At 49.4% G+C, this 18,781-nt stretch carries 15 protein-coding genes and 1 pseudogene; 6 read left to right on the top strand and 10 right to left on the bottom strand.

Annotated features, from left to right (window positions below; all coding sequences use genetic code 11):
* Window positions 1-112 precede the first annotated feature (112 nt).
* From H6G13_RS17095 to H6G13_RS17105, 3 genes are all read right to left on the bottom strand, one after another.
* Window positions 113-736 (bottom strand): NAD(P)H-binding protein, encoded by a 624-nt coding sequence (locus H6G13_RS17095; RefSeq protein ID WP_190484962.1) that lies wholly within the window; start codon window positions 734-736, stop codon window positions 113-115.
* Between the two features lie 157 nt (window positions 737-893).
* Window positions 894-1,715 carry an alpha/beta hydrolase gene (locus H6G13_RS17100; RefSeq protein ID WP_190484964.1) on the bottom strand — a complete coding sequence of 274 codons (822 nt, stop codon included), beginning with the start codon at window positions 1,713-1,715 and terminating at the stop codon, window positions 894-896.
* A 309-nt stretch (window positions 1,716-2,024) separates the two neighbouring features.
* A complete protein-coding gene (locus H6G13_RS17105; RefSeq protein ID WP_190484965.1) occupies window positions 2,025-2,849 on the bottom strand; it encodes an alpha/beta hydrolase in 825 nt (274 codons plus the stop codon).
* Window positions 2,850-3,416: 567 nt separating this feature from the next.
* On the opposite strand from H6G13_RS17105, the gene H6G13_RS17110 reads away from it, so the two are divergent.
* The 3 genes from H6G13_RS17110 to H6G13_RS17120 all read left to right on the top strand — a co-directional run bounded on the left by H6G13_RS17110 (window position 3,417) and on the right by H6G13_RS17120 (window position 5,212).
* Entirely contained in the window at window positions 3,417-3,902 is a 486-nt protein-coding gene (locus H6G13_RS17110; RefSeq protein WP_199305973.1) for an MBL fold metallo-hydrolase, read from the top strand.
* A gap of 177 nt (window positions 3,903-4,079) precedes the next feature.
* Window positions 4,080-4,445: a PadR family transcriptional regulator gene (locus tag H6G13_RS17115; protein ID WP_190484970.1), complete on the top strand. Its 366-nt coding sequence runs from the start codon at window positions 4,080-4,082 to the stop codon at window positions 4,443-4,445.
* The gene (locus H6G13_RS17120) at window positions 4,442-5,212 is read left to right on the top strand and encodes a hypothetical protein (protein ID WP_199305974.1); all 771 of its coding nucleotides are present in this window, start codon (window positions 4,442-4,444) and stop codon (window positions 5,210-5,212) included. Before H6G13_RS17115 ends, H6G13_RS17120 begins: the two co-directional genes overlap by 4 nt.
* 189 nt (window positions 5,213-5,401) lie before the next feature.
* Here H6G13_RS17120 and H6G13_RS17125 read toward each other — a convergent pair whose 3' ends face one another.
* The gene (locus tag H6G13_RS17125; protein ID WP_190484972.1) at window positions 5,402-6,433 is read right to left on the bottom strand and encodes an NADP-dependent oxidoreductase; all 1,032 of its coding nucleotides are present in this window, start codon (window positions 6,431-6,433) and stop codon (window positions 5,402-5,404) included.
* Window positions 6,434-6,801: 368 nt separating this feature from the next.
* On the opposite strand from H6G13_RS17125, the gene H6G13_RS17130 reads away from it, so the two are divergent.
* A complete protein-coding gene (locus tag H6G13_RS17130; protein WP_190484974.1) occupies window positions 6,802-10,518 on the top strand; it encodes an NB-ARC domain-containing protein in 3,717 nt (1,238 codons plus the stop codon).
* 258 nt (window positions 10,519-10,776) lie between these two features.
* On the opposite strand, the gene H6G13_RS17135 is transcribed toward H6G13_RS17130, so the two are convergent.
* Window positions 10,777-11,169 carry a DUF6463 family protein gene (locus H6G13_RS17135; RefSeq protein ID WP_190484976.1) on the bottom strand — a complete coding sequence of 131 codons (393 nt, stop codon included), beginning with the start codon at window positions 11,167-11,169 and terminating at the stop codon, window positions 10,777-10,779.
* Window positions 11,170-12,217: 1,048 nt separating this feature from the next.
* Between H6G13_RS17135 and H6G13_RS29510 the strand changes: the two are divergent.
* Window positions 12,218-12,859 (top strand): annotated as a pseudogene (locus H6G13_RS29510) (Uma2 family endonuclease).
* Between the two features lie 39 nt (window positions 12,860-12,898).
* Here the strand turns inward: H6G13_RS29510 and H6G13_RS17150 are convergent.
* Window positions 12,899-13,468, bottom strand: a complete 570-nt coding sequence (locus H6G13_RS17150) for a Uma2 family endonuclease (protein WP_190484980.1) — start codon at window positions 13,466-13,468, stop codon at window positions 12,899-12,901.
* Window positions 13,469-14,020: 552 nt separating this feature from the next.
* Between H6G13_RS17150 and H6G13_RS17155 the strand changes: the two genes are divergently transcribed.
* Complete coding sequence (locus tag H6G13_RS17155) at window positions 14,021-14,203, top strand: hypothetical protein (protein WP_190484982.1); 183 nt, start codon at window positions 14,021-14,023, stop codon at window positions 14,201-14,203.
* A 355-nt stretch (window positions 14,204-14,558) separates the two neighbouring features.
* Here the strand turns inward: H6G13_RS17155 and H6G13_RS29185 are convergent, their stop codons facing one another.
* The 4 genes from H6G13_RS29185 to H6G13_RS17170 form a co-directional block, all read right to left on the bottom strand.
* On the bottom strand, window positions 14,559-14,693 hold the full coding sequence (locus H6G13_RS29185) for a hypothetical protein (protein WP_277882525.1): 135 nt from the start codon (window positions 14,691-14,693) through the stop codon (window positions 14,559-14,561).
* A gap of 37 nt (window positions 14,694-14,730) precedes the next feature.
* Window positions 14,731-14,928, bottom strand: coding sequence for a hypothetical protein (locus H6G13_RS17160; protein ID WP_190484984.1), 198 nt, complete (start codon window positions 14,926-14,928; stop codon window positions 14,731-14,733).
* Between the two features lie 36 nt (window positions 14,929-14,964).
* Window positions 14,965-15,246, bottom strand: a complete 282-nt coding sequence (locus H6G13_RS17165) for a hypothetical protein (RefSeq protein WP_206756529.1) — start codon at window positions 15,244-15,246, stop codon at window positions 14,965-14,967.
* 412 nt (window positions 15,247-15,658) lie between these two features.
* Window positions 15,659-18,484 (bottom strand): cyclic nucleotide-binding domain-containing protein, encoded by a 2,826-nt coding sequence (locus tag H6G13_RS17170; RefSeq protein WP_190484988.1) that lies wholly within the window; start codon window positions 18,482-18,484, stop codon window positions 15,659-15,661.
* Window positions 18,485-18,781 lie beyond the last annotated feature (297 nt).

An 18,781-nucleotide genomic window follows, 5' to 3' on the forward strand; every position in this document is an offset into this window, starting at 1 on the left:
TCATCTACAAAACCAACGGTCTGACGGGCAAGGCGAGGGACAACCATTGTTCCTACCCCTACTACAGTTCTTCTTCCTTCACTTTACTTCCCCTGAAGTGATTAAAGAGGGATTAGCTGTTTGCGATCGTAACGGCTCGGTTCACATGCGTGTCTGTGGTCAACTGCTCTACGACGAACGCGGCCAGATCGGCGCGGGTTACCTGGTGGCCCTTCTCTACACCTGAGAGCACACGTACAGAGCCGACAGCGGGCTGGTCATTCAACACGGCGGGGCGAACTAGCACATAGGGGATTTCTGCCTGTGCAATCTCCCGTTCCATGGCGGTTTTATCAGCCGTAGATCCCCGCAGGAATGTGGGCAGCAGCAGCAGCCGGAACGGTAGTGTTGCCTGTGCCGTGCTGTCCCCCACACCCAGAGCCGAGATCGCGATGATCCGGCGTGTGCCGTTCTTCTTTGCGGCTGCAACGACAGCGCGGGCAACCTTTTGTTCGATCTCCGTCTTTTTCCACGGCGTCTTGCCGCCGACTGTATCGATCACAGCGTCCTGACCAGCTGTCGCGTGGGACATCGCCGCTTGGTCGGTTGCATCCCCAGTGAAAACGCGAACGTTAGGCGGGGCATTGTAGTGAGTACTATCGCGCATGAAGGCCGTCACGGTGTGGCCGGCGGCAAGCGCCTGATCCACCACCTGTCTTCCTGTCTTGCCCGCTGCTCCGATCACTAAGACATTCATCGTGGTACCTCTTTGGGGTGTATCGCAAAACTAGGTTAATGGTTAGAGGGAAAAGCCTAAAACTTCCCCCACTGCTTGCTATCCCTACTGCTTCTCTGAAATGACGGCACTTTTTGCCTAATGTCTTTCAGAAGTTTTTGCAGCACAGCCAGTTTCTCTACTCTGCAGTTGCAGCATGCTCGATGACTCTAACGACGGCATCTGGATAAGAAACCATCACTACATGCGATGCGCCATTCACGACAACCGTTTCCTTCGAGCTGGCACGCTCCGCCATGAAAGAGAGAGCTGCCTCTGGAATATTTAAGTCGCGATCGCCATAAATGAACCACGACGGGGTGGACTTCCATGCAGGAGTACCAGAGGCTTCGTTAAGAGCAGCTTCCGTGATAGGCCGTTGGGTGCTAGCCATTAACTGTGCCGCTGCGACAGGTACATCCGCAGCAAACTGAGCGTGGAACTTGTCTTGCTGGATATAAAGGTCTTGACCCCCATCAGGTATTGCAACAGGTGGCGCGAGCGCAGGCCCAAGTGTGCCGCCAGGATAACGTCCTGAGAGTTCGACGGCAGTTTCCCCTGCATCCGGAGCGAAAGCCGCAACATAGACGAGTGCCTTCACATTGTCGTTGTCATTGACCGCGTTGGTGATCACCGCACCCCCATAGGAGTGTCCGACTAACACCGTAGGGCCCTCAATGCTCTTGAGGACACTGGCAACATAATTCGCGTCGCTCTTCACTCCACGTAGAGGATTGGCTACGGCAACCGCCGGGTAACCCTTCTCATGCAGTTGGGTCAATACGCCATTCCAGCTAGAAGACTCAGCGAATGCACCGTGAACAAGAACGATAGTGGGTTTGATGTCTTGTGCGTTTGTGGTGTTCATGACAGTTCCTAATGAAGTGATTAGAGTGGTTCCTAAAAAGAGCGCGGCGATCAAAAACAAGCGGGTGCCGCTTCTGAGAGTGGGCATGTTCATGCCTTGGGCTCCTTTATGTCCGTTTCCTGATTGAATACTCCCACGATTTCTCCTCTAGTGGTGAGAGCAAATACGTGAGCATGATTGATACCTATAGCTACCTTTGTTTGGGGAAGGCTTTGCTGAATCAAGAAATGAACTTGTAGAGCATCAAACCTTTCAGGCTCCCTAAATTCCCCTTTCTTGAATGCCTGGAGGCCTAATTCTGGGAGCTTTGAGTTAATCTGGTTCCCTCTCTTGAATGCCCATACGGCTAAGAATCGGGGCAAGGAGGGCTTTCATATCTGTGTTGAGCAACACCGTCCGGTGTCAGTCCTTTAGAAACGATAAAAGGTCGTTGTTGAGTTGTTCCTTGTGCGTGTCGGTTAAACCGTGGGGTGCGCCGGAATAAATTTTCAGGGTGGAATGCTTCACCAGTTTGGCGGCTGCGATCGCAGCTGCACCAATCGGCACAATCTGGTCATCATCACCATGAATGATCAGCGTTGGCACATCAAACTTTTTGAGGTCTTCTGTGAAGTCGGTTTCAGAAAAGGCTTTGATAGAGTCGAATGCATTCTTGTGCCCCGCCTGCATTCCTTGAAACCAGAACCAGTCAATCATGCCCTGAGAAATTTTGGCACCTGGACGGTTGAAGCCGAAGAAGGGGCCGCTAGCGAGATCTTTGTAGAACTGCGAACGATCAGCCAGGGAGGCAGCGCGAAGTCCGTCGAACACGTCGAACGGCAGTCCGTCAGGATTATTCTCTGTCTTCAGCATCAGCGGCGGTACAGCAGAGATCAGTGCAGCTTTTGCAACTCGCGCTGTGCCGTGGCGACCAATGTAGCGGGCAACTTCACCGCCGCCTGTGGAGAACCCTATTAAGGTAGCTCCCCCTAGGTCTAGCGTTTCAATCAGCGTCGCGAGGTCGTCGGCATAGGTATTCATCTCGTTGCCGTTCCAGGGCTGGCTGGAGCGTCCATGCCCCCGACGATCATGAGCGATGGCCCGAAACCCGTGGTCTGCCAGAAACAGCATTTGAGCTTCCCAACTGTCAGAATTCAGGGGCCAGCCGTGGCTGAAGACAACAGGTTGTCCTGCACCCCAATCTTTGTAGTAAATCTGTGTGCCATCTTGCGTTGTGATTGTGCTCATGGGACTTTTCCTCAATCGGTATGGGTTGAATTCAAAGGAACGAAGGCGTTGACTCGGCAGTTGCTTCGTTGTCCTCATTCTTCAACAGACGTCCCATTGAGACCACGCAAGTTACTCCAGTTAAGCCGCAACTTATGGTAAAGCGTGATATTTTTCAGGGAAAAAGAGCCTGATTCAGTTGTTTCCAAGCATCATCTACCCGACATCAGCCGCGCTTCTGGTTGATTTTGCTAGTTGCGATCGCGCAAATAAAGTTTTCGCCGTTTACGAAGCCTGCGGAGCGATCAGCTCTATGAAGGCATGAATATTGGAGGCGTAACGGGGTTGACGAATGCTCAAGAAGCAACACTGGGAGTATGAGGGGCACTAGCACAATCATTACCACGCTGTAATGCTCCAGCCTCTGTAGTGGAAAATCGCTCTAACCTGTCGTTTAATTAGTGAATATTGATTGGTGCAGTTGGGTAAAGTTTTACAAACTAACTTTATGTTGCATCAATCTTTAATTATCACTGGGATGTCTCGAAGATGTTTTTTAGGTTTGCCATATCTGTTATCACCGCAGTGTTGATTATTGCAACCTCAATTATGCTTCCGGGAATCACCGCAGAGGTGTTGCCGGGAATTACCGCAGAGAAAACGGCGAAACCTCAAGTGCCAGGTGTCTATCAATTCGAGTTAGGCGATTTCACAATTACCGCCCTCAGCGACGGCACAGTACCCTTGGATTTGCATCCCATCCTGACCAATACAAACCAGGCAGAAATCGATCGCCTCCTACATCACAGCTTCCTTGAAAACCCCGTTGAAGCTTCGATCAATGTGTTTCTTATCGATACTGGAGACAACCAGGTGTTGGTAGACACAGGTTCAGGGGAATTGTTTGGGGAATTGGGCGGCAAGCTACCGATGTCGTTACAGGCAGCAGGCTATACAGCCGACGAGATCGATATTGTTCTCATTACTCATATCAGCACTTTTTGCCCAATGTCATTTAGAAAATTTTGCGGCACAGCCAGCTTCTCCAGGCTGCGGTTGCTGCGTGTTCTATGACTCTAACGGCGGTATCTGGATGAGAAGCCATCACTACATGCGATGACATTAACCCTATTTTTCAAACGGTCGAGGGCTCAAGAGCACACGCTTCGATTCATTCGTGAAGCAAGCGTGGTATTTTTCAGACTTTTAGCATCGTATTGACATATATCCGTAACGGATATAGTTTAAGGTATGGCTAAAAAGAACACACCCAATAAACCCCTTACGCCAGCAGTGTTTCATATCCTTCTCGCCCTCTCCATACAGGAGAGCCATGGCTATGAAATCATGAAGCAGGTCGAGTCGGATTCACAGGGAAAGGTAAAGATGGGGCCTGGAACGCTCTACGGCTCGATTGGTCGCATGATTGAGGCGGGATTGATCCGTGAGAGCGACAAAAAGATAGACCCAAAAATGGACGACGAGCGGCGGATCTACTACACAATCACCGCGCTCGGTAAAAAAGCACTCGCTGCGGAATTGGAGCGATACCGCGAAATTCTAATGGTTGCTCAACAAAAACGGATCTTTCCGAATACTTTTGCGTACGACACATGAACGAACGCTTAATACGACGATATCGGTACTGGTATGCAAAACTGCTTCGTCTCTACTCGAAGCCTTACTATGAGCGCTTTGGTGAGGGGATGAAGCAAACTTTCACCGATCTTCTCCGAGAGCGTGCAGAGGGAGGACGAGGATTATTTGGTTATGCTCTTTGGCTGTTCGTCGAAACATCCGCAGGAATTATGAGAGAGAACATAACATCTATCATTATGCAAAATAAAAACATTATTTACCTTGCACTGGGAACAGCATCCATATTGCTGATGCCCTTGATAGCGATGCTGTTTACCAATCAGGTAGTTTGGGATCTATTCGACTTCATTGTCGCTGGTACCCTCATCTTTGGCACGGGTCTCGCCTATGAACTAGTAGCGAAGAAAGGGGGCACTATGGCATACCGCGTAGCTGTCGGCATTGCACTCGCGGCAGCGTTCCTCCTCGTCTGGATGAATCTTGCTGTTGGTATCATTGGGTCTGAGGACAACCCTGTTAACCTGATGTATTTCGGAGTGGTCGCCATTGGAATCCTCGGTGCCACCATCGTGCGTTTACGGCCACAGGGAATGGCACGTACGTTGTTTGCAACAGCACTCGCTCAAGCATTGGTTCCCGTGATCGCACTGATTATCAAGAAGCCCCAAGTGACCTCGGTAGAAGCCTCCATGGGGGTGTTGGGTGTATTGGGTCTGAATGCTTTTTTCGTCATGATGTTTATCGGGTCCGCTTTGCTGTTTCGACGCTCCAGAATCAGGCTATGAATTGGAGCTGATTCTATGCAATGCCGCAGTGTTGATTCGCTAATGTTAAAGACAGTTTGGAGGTACATTGGAAAACTCTGATATCCGCCTCAATAATTAGGCTATTTGTTAGCCAAAAGATTCTTTAATTGAGGTGCGATCGCACCTCAATTACCACACTAGAGAAAGTCCACAGCCAATCTGATGTAACTAGCTAGGTTCCTCTGAGACTTTAACGACCAGTTTTCCCTTCTTGTTACCGTCGAAAAGTTTTAGAATTGCTTTCGGTGCATTTTCCAAGCCCTCGACAACCTCCAGAGAATATTTAATTTTTCCCTGATTGAGCCACTGTCCAAGGTCGCTAATCGCTTCAGACCATCGGGGAATATAATCGAGGATAATAAACCCCTGCACATGAATACGCTTCATCAGAATTTGGCTGTAATTATAAGGGCCGGGAACAGGCTCTGTTGCGTTATAAGTTGAGATCAAACCGCATAGAGGAATACGTGCGTGCAGATTAGTTTTGGTCAGCACAGCATCAAGAATAGAGCCCCCAACATTATCGAAATAAACGTCAATTCCATCGGGGCAGGCTTGTGCGATCGCACTTTCCAAGTCAACGGTTTTATAGTTAATCGCTGCATCAAATCCAAGTTCTTCAACAAGCCAGCGGCATTTCTCATCAGAGCCAGTTATACCCACCACACGACAGCCTTTAATCTTGGCAATTTGTCCAACAATGGAACCAACTGCGCCTGCTGCTGCTGACACGACCACAGTTTCCCCTTCTTTAGCCTGTCCAATATCCAAGAGCCCAAAATAAGCCGTACAACCCGTAAGTCCTAGGGGTCCCACAAATGCCGTGAGCGGACAGGGCAAAGGGTCAGGTAGTCGTGTGAGGGAAAAGCCACTGTTCCCTTCAGCGATCGCATAATCTTGCCAACCCAGCAGACCCGAAACCAAATCTCCCTGTTTAAAGTTTGGATTCTTAGATTCTTCAACCACACCGATAATAGCGCCGCGCATGACTTCCCCAATTTCAACGGGAGGCATATACTGCTCCATGTCGCTCATCCAAATGCGATTGGTGGGGTCTAGCGAGAGATAGATAGTCCGTACCAAGATCTCACCTTCTTGAGGGCTGGGGATTGGTTCTTCCCGATACTCAAAATCGCTTTCCTTGATATCACCAACCGGACGGGATGCCAAGCGTAACTGCCGATTTATCCCTGTTTTCATAACTTTATCCTTGAGTAATCCTATTCATAAGTACTTGCACAGCTTCACCAGTTTTTCAAAAACGGTAGCCCAACATTCGCAAGTACAGCCCCTTTCACTTTTGAATGAATGTCATAGGTTAAATTCAATGCGAACGAAGGCACTAACTCGACATTATTTATTTCGTTGTCATCATTCTTCAACAGATATTCCATTGACACCACGCAAGTTCCTCCAGGTAAACCGCAACTTATCGTGAAGCGTGGTATTCTTCGGGAAAAAAGGCCCTAATTCGGTGGTTTGCCATTCGTACAAAAGGATTCGGCCCCTCATAAAAAATAAAAAAGTAAAAAGACTCGCTTTGCTCTTTAAAATCCGGCAATTTGCTTATGGATACCAGTACCAAGAAATCCAAGCGCAGTAAAGTTGCCTCTACACGAGTGAGAGGGGTGGTTCTGTCGCCGCATGGATGGCAGCGGTTTCAAGCGGCAAAACAGCAGGCAGAGTCGGAGGAAGCCTGGGGTAAGCGGTTCACGCAGGAAGATCTCATCGAGCGCACAGAACTATCCTCCAACACTCTATCCCGGATCCTCAATCGCGAACTTGGTGTCGATCGGCAGTCGCTAGAGATCCTTTTTCAGGCATTTGGGTTAGAACTCACAAAGGCTGATTATGCACCCCCTGTCGCAGCCTCCAAAACGCTAGAGTCGCAGCGAGAAGATCCTCAGCAAGACTGGGATAGTGCGGTTGATGCCTCAGTGTTTTATGGTCGCGAAACCGAATTGGCGCAACTGTGGCAGTGGGTAGTGGCTGAACGTTGCCGCGTAGTTGGGCTACTGGGGCTTGGTGGGATTGGCAAAAGTACGATTGCCGTCAAAGCAGCGCTACAGATGCGGTCTGAGTTTGAGATTGTGGTGTGGCGATCGCTTGCCAACGCACCCTCGTTTGATGGGCTTCTGACCAGCCTGCTGAAATTTCTGATGCCGATTCAGGGAGATGATCCGATTATCCCGGCTACGCTCGATGAGAAGCTTGTCCTGTTGATGCAGTACTTGCGATCGCAGCGGTGTCTCTTGATTTTAGATAACGCTGAAACCATTCTGCATAGTGAGCAGGTGGGCCAGTGGAAATCGGGCTATGAAGCTTATGGACAGTTTTTGAGGACTCTAGGAGAAACGCCCCACCAAAGCTGTTGCTTGCTAACCAGTCGCGAAAAGCCACGGGAAATCGCCCTGCTGGAGGGCGGACAGAGCGTAGTGCGATCGCTTTCTCTAAGTGGACTCACCCCCGATAATGGACGCGCCATTTTTCAGCAAAAAGGAGCGTTTACAGGTTCACAAGCCGAGTGGCAAACCCTGGTCAATCACTATGGCGGCAACCCTCTAGCGCTGAAGTTGGTTGCAGCTGCTACGCAAGATTTGTTCGACGGCAGTGTTGCAGAGGTTCTAACCTATCTTGAGCAGGGCGTTTTTGTCTTTGAAGACATCCGCGATCTGCTCGATCGCCAATTTAATCGCCTATCGGTAGAGGAACAGAAAATTCTCTACTGGTTTGCTATTCACCGAGAGCCGGTTGCGATCGCAGAGATTCGTGAAAACGTTATCGGTACAGCCTCACAACAAACCATTCCCCAACAAGTGAATTCACTGCTCCGGCGGTCGCTACTCGAAAAAACAGACGGATTATTTTTCTTGCAGCCCGTTGTATTGGAATATGTCACAGAACGGCTGATACAACAGCTCTGTACAGAATTTACAACCCGACAGCTTGATGTATGGCACAGTCATTCATTGATTCGAGTACAGGCAAAAGACTATATCCGAGCAATGCAACTGCGATTAATTTTGCAGCCTGTAATGGAATGGCTTTTATCGGCTTACCGAAATGTGTCGGAAGTTGAAAATAGAGCAAGGCTACTTCTCGCACAACAACGGTCAGAATATGGAGCAGGATATGCGGCGGGGAATTTGATCAATCTGCTGGTGCAACTCAAAGTAGATTTGCAAGGTTCCGATTTTTCTGAACTCGTAGTGCGGCAAGCCGACCTGCGGCAGATTAATTTAGTAGGGGTCAATTTTCAAAATTCTGATTTAGCAACATGCCTTTTTTCAGAGACTTTGGGGGTGCCAACATCGGTTGATATCAGCCCTGATGGCCAAGTTTTTGCCGTCGGCGATATCAATGGTTTTGTGTATTTATGGAACGTTGTATCCCATCAACTCATTGCGACGTTTGAGGGGCATCGCGGTGGAGTTTGGGCGGTTGCCTTTAGTCCCAATGGCACGACACTGGCGAGTGGTGGTAATGATGCGACGGTGCGGTTGTGGAATGTGCAAAGTGGTCAGTGTTTGTGGACTTCGACAGGGCATACGAGTCGAATTTGGTCTTTAAGCTTCAGCGCTAATCGTCAATGGTTAGCCAGTGGTAGTGATGATCAAACCGCAAGAGTGTGGAATTTACAGGGTGACTGCTTGCACGTTTTGAAAGGACACACCAAAAACGTTTATTCCGTTCACTTCTCACCCAACCATCCAATTTTAGCCAGCGGCAGTAAGGATACCTCGATTCGGCTTTGGGATGTTGAGACTGGAAAATGCCTAAATGTGTTGGAAGGACATTCTTCCGGTATTCGCTGCGTGCGCTACAGCCCGGATGGTCAACGATTGGCAAGTGGCGGCCTCGATGGCTGCATTCAACTATGGAGTCATCCGCCTAGTTCTAAAACTCATTCATGTAATCTTGAATCATCACTGCGGGGGCATACTAACTGGGTTCGGAACACTATATTTAGTCCAGAGGGTGACACTTTAGACTGGGTTCGGAACATTGTATTTAGTCCAGAGGGTGACACTTTAGTAAGCAGCAGTGATGATGGCACCCTTCGGCTTTGGAATGTCCAAGATGGATACTGTACAAATATTCTGGGCGAGCAGACGGTATCTGCTCTAGCGCTCGCCATCAGTACCGATGGTCAGGTCTTGATCAGCGCCAACCAGGATCGAACCGTGCGGCTGTGGCAGATGCCGAGTGGGCAAAGCCTCAAAACGTTAAGCGGCTTTACCTATGGAGAACACGCCTTAAGTTTTAGTCCTGTCACAGTTACGGCAGCTCAAAATCAGAATGATTCTGCCTCAGCGGGAACTGGATCGCCGAATCAACTGTTTGCCAGTAGTAGTAGTCAAACGGGAATGATTCACTTATGGCAATGGCCGGTAGATAGAGAGCCATTAAGTTCGCTTCCCTACAGAACCCTCTACAGAGAAACCAGCCTAATCTCAAATTTGAGCTTTAGCCCGGATGGTCAAACGATCGCCACCAATGGGGAAGATGGCTCCATTTTTCTATGGGATGTGCAAACAGGACAGGGTGATCGCTGGATTGCTCACGATGCTCCCGTATTAGCGGTGCTGTTTAACCCCGTTGGGCAAACCCTGGCAAGCAGCAGCCGTGACCGAACAGTGTGTCTGTGGGATGTACAAACTCACCAATGCTTACATGTGCTACAGGGTCATCAGAGCAGCATGCGGACGATTGCCTTTGATTCCCAAGGTCAAACTCTGGCAAGTGGTAGCTATGACCAGACGATTCGGCTATGGGACGCGCAGACCGGGGAGTGCCTACGGGTACTGGAAGGACACAAGGGCGGAGTTTACGCGCTAGCCTTTCATCCAACCGAGCCGATTCTAGCAAGCGGCAGCTTTGACCAAACCATCCGATTGTGGAACGTGCAAAGCGGAGCCTGTCTAAGAATATTAAAGGGGCATACCAGCATCGCGTTTACCATTGCTATTAGCCCTGATGGTCAAACTATTGCCAGTGGTAGTGATGACCAAACCGTTCGCCTCTGGAATCTGGAGACAGGAGAATGCCTTCATGTGATGGGTGGACACGCCAGTTGGATTTCATCAGTTGTCTTCAGCCCTGACGGTCAAATTCTATTGAGTGGGAGCTTCGATCGCACCATAAAACTGTGGGATGTCCCTACAGGGCACTGTATCAAAACGGTGAAAGGCGATCGCCTCTATGAAGGCATGAATATTCAAGGCGTAACAGGGTTAACAACTGCTCAAAAAACAACATTAAGGGCCTTAGGAGCCATTTCATAGTGAAGCGTTTGTCTACAGCACTACCTGCTTCGACTCATAGCTCCTTATCGCTGATTCACCTAAGCTGAACCAGATTTTCTTCAGTCAAAGTGTGATTGATGGAAACAGCAGCGAGCGTCCCACTCGCGACTGCTACGGCGATCTGTGAATAAGGGCTAGACACATCGATTTAAGCCTTTACAGTGCGTCTGAAAAATTGCTAGCGATGGCTGAACGGCGACGTTGAGTGTGCTACGACCACCCCACCAAGACCGAGTGTTAAAGCAAGTTTTTTAGCGATTCTTTGTCCCGTTGTCGATCAACTAACATTAGCAACGCAGGAGGGATAATCAGCCAAAATCCCGAAAAAGGTTCAAGCGTAACTCCAACAGCAGCCGTTAGCAAGAGAATCCAACCTGGAAAACTGGGTAAGCGAATACCTCTTGTTTGTGCCCAACAACATAACCATCCGATGATCAGGAGAAATGGCGTTATCATCATGCACCAAAACGCATCTTCTCGATCATAAAAAGGATCTGACGGATTGGGAGCGATCGCATTAAACCAACCATCCTGCACAATATCCATCAAAGGTTTAGCAAAAAGCCATCCGTGGACAAGGGGATGGAGAATACCGATAGCAATTAACCAGTACCCACTCACTCGAAGCATCTTTATCTCCTTGGTTCTAAATAATTTTGCCGTATTAAATTACTTTTAGATACGCTACCGTATGGTTATAGATTAGTGATCTATCTTGTAGATGTCAATACGCCATCGTATGGTTAAGCAGAATGAGATTTCCAAGCCTGGACAGCAAGCCTGGATTAACTTGTTAAACTCATCGCCGGGGTCGCCCCCGACGATGGTCTACAGGACCGAACGTGAAAGTTTCCCAGCATCGGGCTCCTCAACGATTGGTGAGTGACGATCATACCTCCCTACTGCGGGCTGAATTTTGCTTAGCGACAGATTTGACGTGGTGACAATGTCTGTGGAGGAGTTGCCAGTTAGAGGAAATATCAAGACCGCCGAGAGAGCAGGAAATGATGTGGTCGAGTTCGATGACGTCTGCGTCCGTGAAAACCAAGTTGCAAGCGTTGCAGCCGCCCTTCTAGCAGTTGAGCGGTTCTAGGCCGAATGAGCGGTGAGTTACCGTTTCTAGCGGCCCAGTAGAGCCAATTAGGTGCTAGGTAACCCGTTATTCCGTTACCTAGGACAATTTGGGTGGCGTGGGTATTTAGAGAACCAGTAAGCGAGCGGAGACGGAGTGATTCAGTTCGATAGGCGACCGTCGCAATCTGAGAGGTGGGTTTTCTGCCAGTGGTGGTGCAGCGTGGATGGAGGTCTCGAGCCGGGATGAGATCGCAAAGCAGGGTTAATTCAGAGTGAGATCGCAAGGGGTTTAAGAGTTTGAGTGGCGGTTCGCATTGCGGTCTTGCAGGGGACAGTTGCGTTGGTTCAGGATGAGATCGCAAAGTAGGGGGATAACTCAGAGTAGAGAAGCGATTGAGAGTGCGATCGCATCTTGAATAGTGGTGGCTAGCTCATCTCATGGGTGAGGTCATTGGACAGCGTCTGTAGGGGCACGACGCAGATCAGCTTTTTGGGAAGTCGAGGTTGAGGGCCTGGGCGAAGAGGAAGGGTGCGATCTCAGTTTCGGAGGGGCTAATCGTCCTAAGTTCCCTTGTCAAAGAACCGCTGCGGTTCAATGCAAAACATGGTTGTACAAATTCTGGTTCGGCAGATTCAGGTACCCCTAGGACAGCGAGTGCTCTTTCAAGGGGTTGGTTGGGATGCCTTTAAGGCCATTTTGACCGAGCTAGGCAATTGTCAGAACCTCTCGAGAGTCTTATTGTGACGGCACCTTGGAGATTATGACGCCGCTGCCAGAACATGAATATTTCAAGCAAACGATTAGCATTGCCATTGAAGATATGGCTGAAACACTCCAGCTAGACTACAAGAGCTATGGCTCTACCACCTGGCGAAAGCAGGCGAAACAGGCAGGTTTAGAAGCGGACAATTGCTTCTATTTTCAAAATGAGGCCAGGGTGGGCGGCAGGGAAGATATTTACCTGAGCCAAGACCCGCCTCCCGATCTAGCTTTGGAGATTGACTTGACGAGTAAGCCTCTAGAGCGGTTTCCCATCTATGCACGGTTGGGCGTGCCCGAAGTCTGGTGCTACGACACCGGGGAGCCGAAGATTTATCACCTCCAGGCTGGGGAGTATGGAAAGCAGTGCAAAATCGGGTGTTTCCGGGGTTGAACGTGAGGGTGCTGCCACAGGTGATTGAGGCAAATCGAAGTTTGGGGCGGTTGACCTTGCGGCGGGCGGTGAGGGAGTGGGTGCGGGGCTAGCTGGGGCGGTCATCATAGCAGCGGGGAGGAATGGTGCAGTTAGGTGGGCAGTTCCACCTCTTCGTAAAGCAGATCACCGGGAAATTCAAAATCAACACTGGTGAGTTGAATGGTGTCTCCTGCGCTGTAAGGGGTCAGTTCCCATTTGCTGTGTTCATTGAGCCGAAAGATATCCACGCTCATCTGGTCGGAACTGATCAAAGCGTATTCACGCAAGCTTTCTAGGCGACGATATTGTCTGAATTTAGCGCCTCGGTCGTATGCTTCTGTGGTTTGGGAAAGCACTTCTACGACCAAACAGGGAAACTGAACAAATTTGATGGCTCGTCGGTCGCGTTCGTCGCAAGTCACCAAGACATCTGGATAGAAAAATGGGCCTTGCTCGGTAATAGCGACCTTGGCATCTGAGCCTAATACTCGACAGGGGCCTCCACGTACATGGTTGCGTAGGGCGGCAATGAGGTTGATTGCGATCGCATTATGAGGGATGGTGCCGCCTGTCATGGCATAGGCTTCACCCTCTGCGTATTCGTACCTCAGCTCTTGCTGGGCTTCCCACTCAAGGTAGGCTGCTGGGGCCATGTAATGTTTTTCAGGGGATGCAATCATGACGGCTCTCCTTGAAACGGTGGATGCAGTCTACACTCCATTGTGCTAGTTCAGCACTGAGATACTTGACCAGTACCCGATAAAGATTCGATGCGGTCGCAGATAGAGTGTTGGTGTGCGATCGCTATTCAGTCTCAGTAGATCGAAAAGGTTCGTGAAAGGCTTGCCTGCTGAACGTTTCAAATGAGAGGCTATCCTGGAAACCTTCTCACATAAGCTTTATGGGAGAAGGTGTGAAGCTTCTACTGCTGTCATGTATGGTAGTGGGGCGTAATCGCATTGGGCAAAACCCTGATTAATTCGTGAGTTTGTGATCTACTGAACCTACTTAACTGCAGTTACGGCACAGAAACCTTTGTTTATCCGTGTGAATGCGTCCGTTCTTAACCGCCTGAGTTGGTCTCCTAGAGATTGCCCAAACTGCTTGAAAATCTTCAGCCCACCATAAATGTCGTGACAAGATAGGCTTAACCCAAGCTGCTTTGGCTCTGTTCCCGTGTGACATTCTGGCGGACTGCAGGAACACTAGGGGCATACATAGCGGCAAAACCGATGCGAGACCTGACAGAACAGCAGAAGAACGACCTAGTCGACCTGCTAATGGCCGGAAGTGATGAGGAAGTTGAAGCTTACGTCAATGCCCTACCAAAGGATCTTCAGGGGTTGGCCTCCGACTTTCTGCTGTCCATCTTCATTCCCTCCTCCCGGCTGAGTTCTGGCAGTTCAACCAGCTAGAATCGCCTGGCTCGATTTAGCGATACCGCTGAAACCGTCTTCGACACGTGGACAATCAGTCCACCGCAGAATGTTGGTTGAGGCCACCCTGGAACCTTAGTGGACAACTCCTATCTCTGATTCCGCACAGCTGTAACAGTCAAACTTGAGGGGGTAACCCTAGTTGACTGACAAAACTAGGAAACTGGAAAACGGCTCAGGACAGTGAATTAACGTTCAAAAGAGCGTTTCAGTTGCCGCTTAGAGGGGATGGCCGGTTGAGAGTCAGGCCGACTCGATAGGAACCGAACCAGTTGAATGTGCCACTGCTGTGTGATGGCAAGACGGATCCAGTTCCAGCCCAACTTGAAATAGCTCATGCCCCTTGCCAGTGAGGGTCAACCCGCTGGCGCTGACCCGATTCAACTACCTGGGTACCCTGAAGCACCAAAAACAAGGTGGTTAGCGCCAACACTCCACAGAGCTGAGAAAGGGCAAAGGGGTCGCGCAACCGTGACGCTTCCAGGTTAAAGCCAGCCGACTTGAGGTTAAGAAGGATTCTCCACTTGGAACCTCAGTTGATATTGGGCAAAGGTCTGCAAGGTCGTGGGTTTATCACTGACAATCACCCAAGTCTGGTCGCTCGGCGCATCATGGGCAAAGGCCAGGTAAAGATTGGGGTAGGGCTTGATTTTACCGAGTGAAACAGGGCCTGTGAAGTGAGCCCCTCCAGGCTGTAGATGCACAGATGAGACCTAGTGCCACTGGCCTTGCCTCTGAAATTAGAAGGAGCGTTTGATGCGGATACGAAAGTGCCAGGCTAGCGTCTCCCTGAGATATTTTATCAACTTGCCATCGGCAAAGCCCCGGTCTGTCAACAGCACGACAGCCGCATTCTCGGGTAGCACCCGCTGAGCTTGCCTGAGCACCCGTTGAATCGTCAACAGTCTGACGGTGCTGCTCGATTGGCGCACGGCTTTCCAGGCAATCGGAACAGTTCTTCCCCGATAAACCACGCCTACCCAAACAATACAGAAGCAGTTCCACGCTAGTGTTGTGTCCAAACTCATATACAACCGACACTGGCCCCATTACGATAGGGCTTGTCTCACCAGAGCGTGATGGGCTGCCATACTATCGATGCGCCTATTCGAGAGCCATCGGCGAAACCGCCGTTGATGCGACTGGGCTTGCCGGGCACGGCTCTTGACGTACACCCCAAATCCACTGAGATGGACATTCTAGCTTTGGATGATGCCGATGATCATCCAGCAGAGCGTCTCAACAGGACGTCTATCGCGCCACCTAATCTCGCATTGACGCACAAATCTATTCAACGCATCATAGAGGCGGGAAGTCGGAGTCATTGCTGCAGCTGTTTGGTGTGGTAACTTCTCAGCTTAAACCAGGCTCCACTTCCCTCCCTACCTCACTTTCAGCCTCTACATCTTTTGTCAGTCAATTAAGGTCTTATCCTTAATATAGCTGCACTGATCGCACAAATCGCTGAAGTTGCCGACTTTCTAATTCTAAAACTCGTCGGGCAAAATCAGGATCGCGGTCAAGTAAATCATCAAAGGCATCAACAGAAATAGCCAGAATCCGGGTACTGTCGTTGCCGGTAACAATCGTATTTTCTGAGTTGCTATGAGCTAAAACCTCTAGCTCATCTAGGGTTTGTCCAGGATGAAGCTTTTCCACCCGAACCTCAGATCCAGTTTGGTAGTGAATTCTGGCATCGCCTTCCATCAACAGCAACAATTCTCGACAAGTATCTCCTGCTTCTGTGATCACGTCTCCTCGGTTGTAGGTTCTCACCTCTGCCCGCTCAGCAAGAGCAATGAGCGTTGCACTCTGCATCCGATGGAAAAAGTCGCTATTGAATAAATAAACCAATTTCTCTAACGTTGGGAATTCGGTCAAAGATGAGTTTGCTGTTGATGATGGGTGCCAAGACAGTAGCCGATTGATAGCTTCCTGAACGACATGGGAATTGAACTGGTGACGACAATTTCGAGCGATCGCCTGACTGCGTTCTGCATCCAATTGAGCAATGACATAGAGCGCTGCCGCCTGAGTTATAGGATTTTGCTCCTGGAGCAAAGCTTCTAGATGCTCTAGAATTTCCTGAGGAGAGAATTCTAGTGAACAGGAAACAGGCATTGCTCCTGGTTGGGTTAAACATTGCAGGATCTCTGACGGCAGTCGATCGCCCCAATTCTCCTGATCTAAAATCTCCCCTAAAATAGCAGGTGAAGCCTGTTGTAAAGACTGTGCCAAGCTTAAGGCTGCTGAATCAGACTGGAGAAGTGACAGGTTTTCCAGAATTGATCGCACAATCAGTTCTTTTTTATGAATGATGTTTTCTTGTAGCAGGGTTAAAACCGCTTTGTGCTTGTGCAGCATCGGTTGATTCAGGGCGCGGTAGCAGCCGATCAATTCCGGTAGCTGAGCAAGAAGAAACTCTGCCTTTTTGACACTACTAGAGTTGCCCGAAAATCCGCTCAGAATCCACTCTTCCTCTTGGGGAGTGATGGAATATTGGTAGCGCAGAGAACGAACAGCGGCTGAATCCTGAAATGACAACTGCTCAAATGCGGTACGGTCAGGCTGCTTGCGTTGCAGCAGTATTAACCGCTCCAATGATTTGCGGTAGCCGCTCAAGCGGATCTGATTTTCTAAGCTGCGTTGACGATCCGGATTGAGCAACTCTGGATCTTCAATACCCAATTCCTCCAACACAAGGCGGTGTTCGTCATCCGTAATGCCCAACTCCTGACGCATCTGCTGCAAAACTTCTAGACTGCTGGAGTAGTTCACATAACCTTCTTCCAGTGCTTCTCGCACAACTCCCTTGTAGGCATGATGTCGTTTCTCTCGGGTAAAACCAGGCAGCACTTTAGCTAATACATACACTTCATGAGTATTGAGATCGCTCAGCGTCCGCCCTTCCAAAAACTGTGAAACATTAAACTGCAATTTCTCTAACTGTTTGCGGAATCGATTGGCTAGATTTTCACGGGAATAAAGATCAGGACTGCGCCGCCAGGTTTTATAGAGCCAGAGGGTACTCAGCGTCACTAAACCCAGGTCGTAGAGGTATTGCACCGACAAAGGGAGAAGCTGTACTAGGGGACGACCCCCAAAGATGAAGAAAAAGTTGAAGATACCAAAGGTCCATAGGGTAAATAGGCGATGTCGAATGATTTCGGTCGTCAGATTTGCTTGATGTTGCTGGTTGTAAGCTTTAGCACGTTTTTCGATCCACCGTCCTCCCCAATACCCAAGTGCCGTGCATCCACCCAGCACTGCTGGAACCGCAACCAACTTAGGAATATTAATTGCCTGTCCAAACAGGTAGAGTCCAGGATCAAGTAGTGAAGCGAGCTGATCGCTTTGCCGTAGCCACGCCCCAGAGAAGTAATAATTCCAGTTGCCCGCATAAAGATAGTAATAGCCAAAATAGCCAATCACCAAACCCACATAGCCATAGCGCAGAAATGAGGTTTCGGGTTTGTTTAAGCTGTTCCAATAGGTACGTTCAGCGTCAATATCGATGCAAGGATTTTGACAGGCTACGCAAGCACTCTGCTCTTTACCATCTGGTAGCACAGTGCGACACATGGATTGGGTAACGAGCTGCTCGCTCGTATGGGCTTTGCTGCTCAACAAGCCTCCCGGTTCACTGTAGATACTTTGAACAGGAGCCATTGGGCAAAAGTACTGACACCAGGACTTGCCGCCGTACCAATAACCAACGGCAATCGCCGCTGCCACTGTGAACAATAACCAACCCGCTAGCACCAGGCGATCAGCGTTGAAAAACAAGATTCGCCCACATAAGCCTGCAAACAACCAGCCAAATTGCACATAGGGATAGTTCCGACCCAACCATGAATTCGGGTCAACCTTTGCCAACTCGTAGCGCACTTTGCCAGTCTTTTTGTTCTCTCGTTTGAATTGTCGTTGCCATCCCAAAGCACGAGGAATTTGAGATAAAAAAGAGAGCGGACAAATCCGCCGCCATAACTCATGCCCAAACACCAGCAAAATAAAGATTGCGGCTGGTACAATTGCTCCCCAGAAGAGGGTAGTTCCTAACGGATAGGGCTGCTCAGATAAGCATTTCCCCTGCACTTGTATACAGGTATCAGGAATCCGCAAGGGGCTCCAGGGGTGATCGGATACGGTGAGTGCCGATGTCCAGGGGTCATAAAATAGGGAGGCAACGATCAGTAGCCAGCCAACAGTCAACGTCCAGCGAATCCAGTGCATTCGCCGCTCTGGCAGTTGTGCAAACATAGACAAATTCTTTCCCTTCCCTGGTTTTCATCAATTGTGTACAAAGGCAACCAGGGTCTGCCATTAGTTTTCTCTAGGTTAGGTATTAAATTTCTCAGCACTTCATGACACCCTCAACTTGAAAGCCCAAAAAATAGTTTCACAATGCCGTTTTAACCTAAAGTCAAATTTCCACCTAGTATCCTGATTCGAGTAATTAGGTAGAGGTAATTTTGTCTAGTCACCTTGTAAAGTTGATGAGACAGGAATACGTCAGCCTAGACGCCCTGTAGAGTTAATTAGATAGGAAGTTTAGTA

The organism is Pseudanabaena sp. FACHB-2040 (assembly GCF_014696715.1).
GTDB lineage: Bacteria > Cyanobacteriota > Cyanobacteriia > Phormidesmidales > Phormidesmidaceae > JACVSF01.

Bases quoted from the DNA above. Each gene is read 5' to 3' on its own strand.
- H6G13_RS17095 (WP_190484962.1), bottom strand. From the start codon at position 736: ATGAATGTCTTAGTGATCGGAGCAGCGGGCAAGACAGGAAGACAGGTG.
- H6G13_RS17100 (WP_190484964.1), bottom strand. From the start codon at position 1,715: ATGAACATGCCCACTCTCAGAAGCGGCACCCGCTTGTTTTTGATCGCC.
- H6G13_RS17105 (WP_190484965.1), bottom strand. From the start codon at position 2,849: ATGAGCACAATCACAACGCAAGATGGCACACAGATTTACTACAAAGAT.
- H6G13_RS17115 (WP_190484970.1), top strand. From the start codon at position 4,080: ATGGCTAAAAAGAACACACCCAATAAACCCCTTACGCCAGCAGTGTTT.
- H6G13_RS17120 (WP_199305974.1), top strand. From the start codon at position 4,442: ATGAACGAACGCTTAATACGACGATATCGGTACTGGTATGCAAAACTG.
- H6G13_RS17125 (WP_190484972.1), bottom strand. From the start codon at position 6,433: ATGAAAACAGGGATAAATCGGCAGTTACGCTTGGCATCCCGTCCGGTT.
- H6G13_RS17130 (WP_190484974.1), top strand. From the start codon at position 6,802: ATGGATACCAGTACCAAGAAATCCAAGCGCAGTAAAGTTGCCTCTACA.
- H6G13_RS17135 (WP_190484976.1), bottom strand. From the start codon at position 11,169: ATGCTTCGAGTGAGTGGGTACTGGTTAATTGCTATCGGTATTCTCCAT.
- H6G13_RS17150 (WP_190484980.1), bottom strand. From the start codon at position 13,468: ATGATTGCATCCCCTGAAAAACATTACATGGCCCCAGCAGCCTACCTT.
- H6G13_RS17155 (WP_190484982.1), top strand. From the start codon at position 14,021: ATGCGAGACCTGACAGAACAGCAGAAGAACGACCTAGTCGACCTGCTA.
- H6G13_RS17170 (WP_190484988.1), bottom strand. From the start codon at position 18,484: ATGTTTGCACAACTGCCAGAGCGGCGAATGCACTGGATTCGCTGGACG.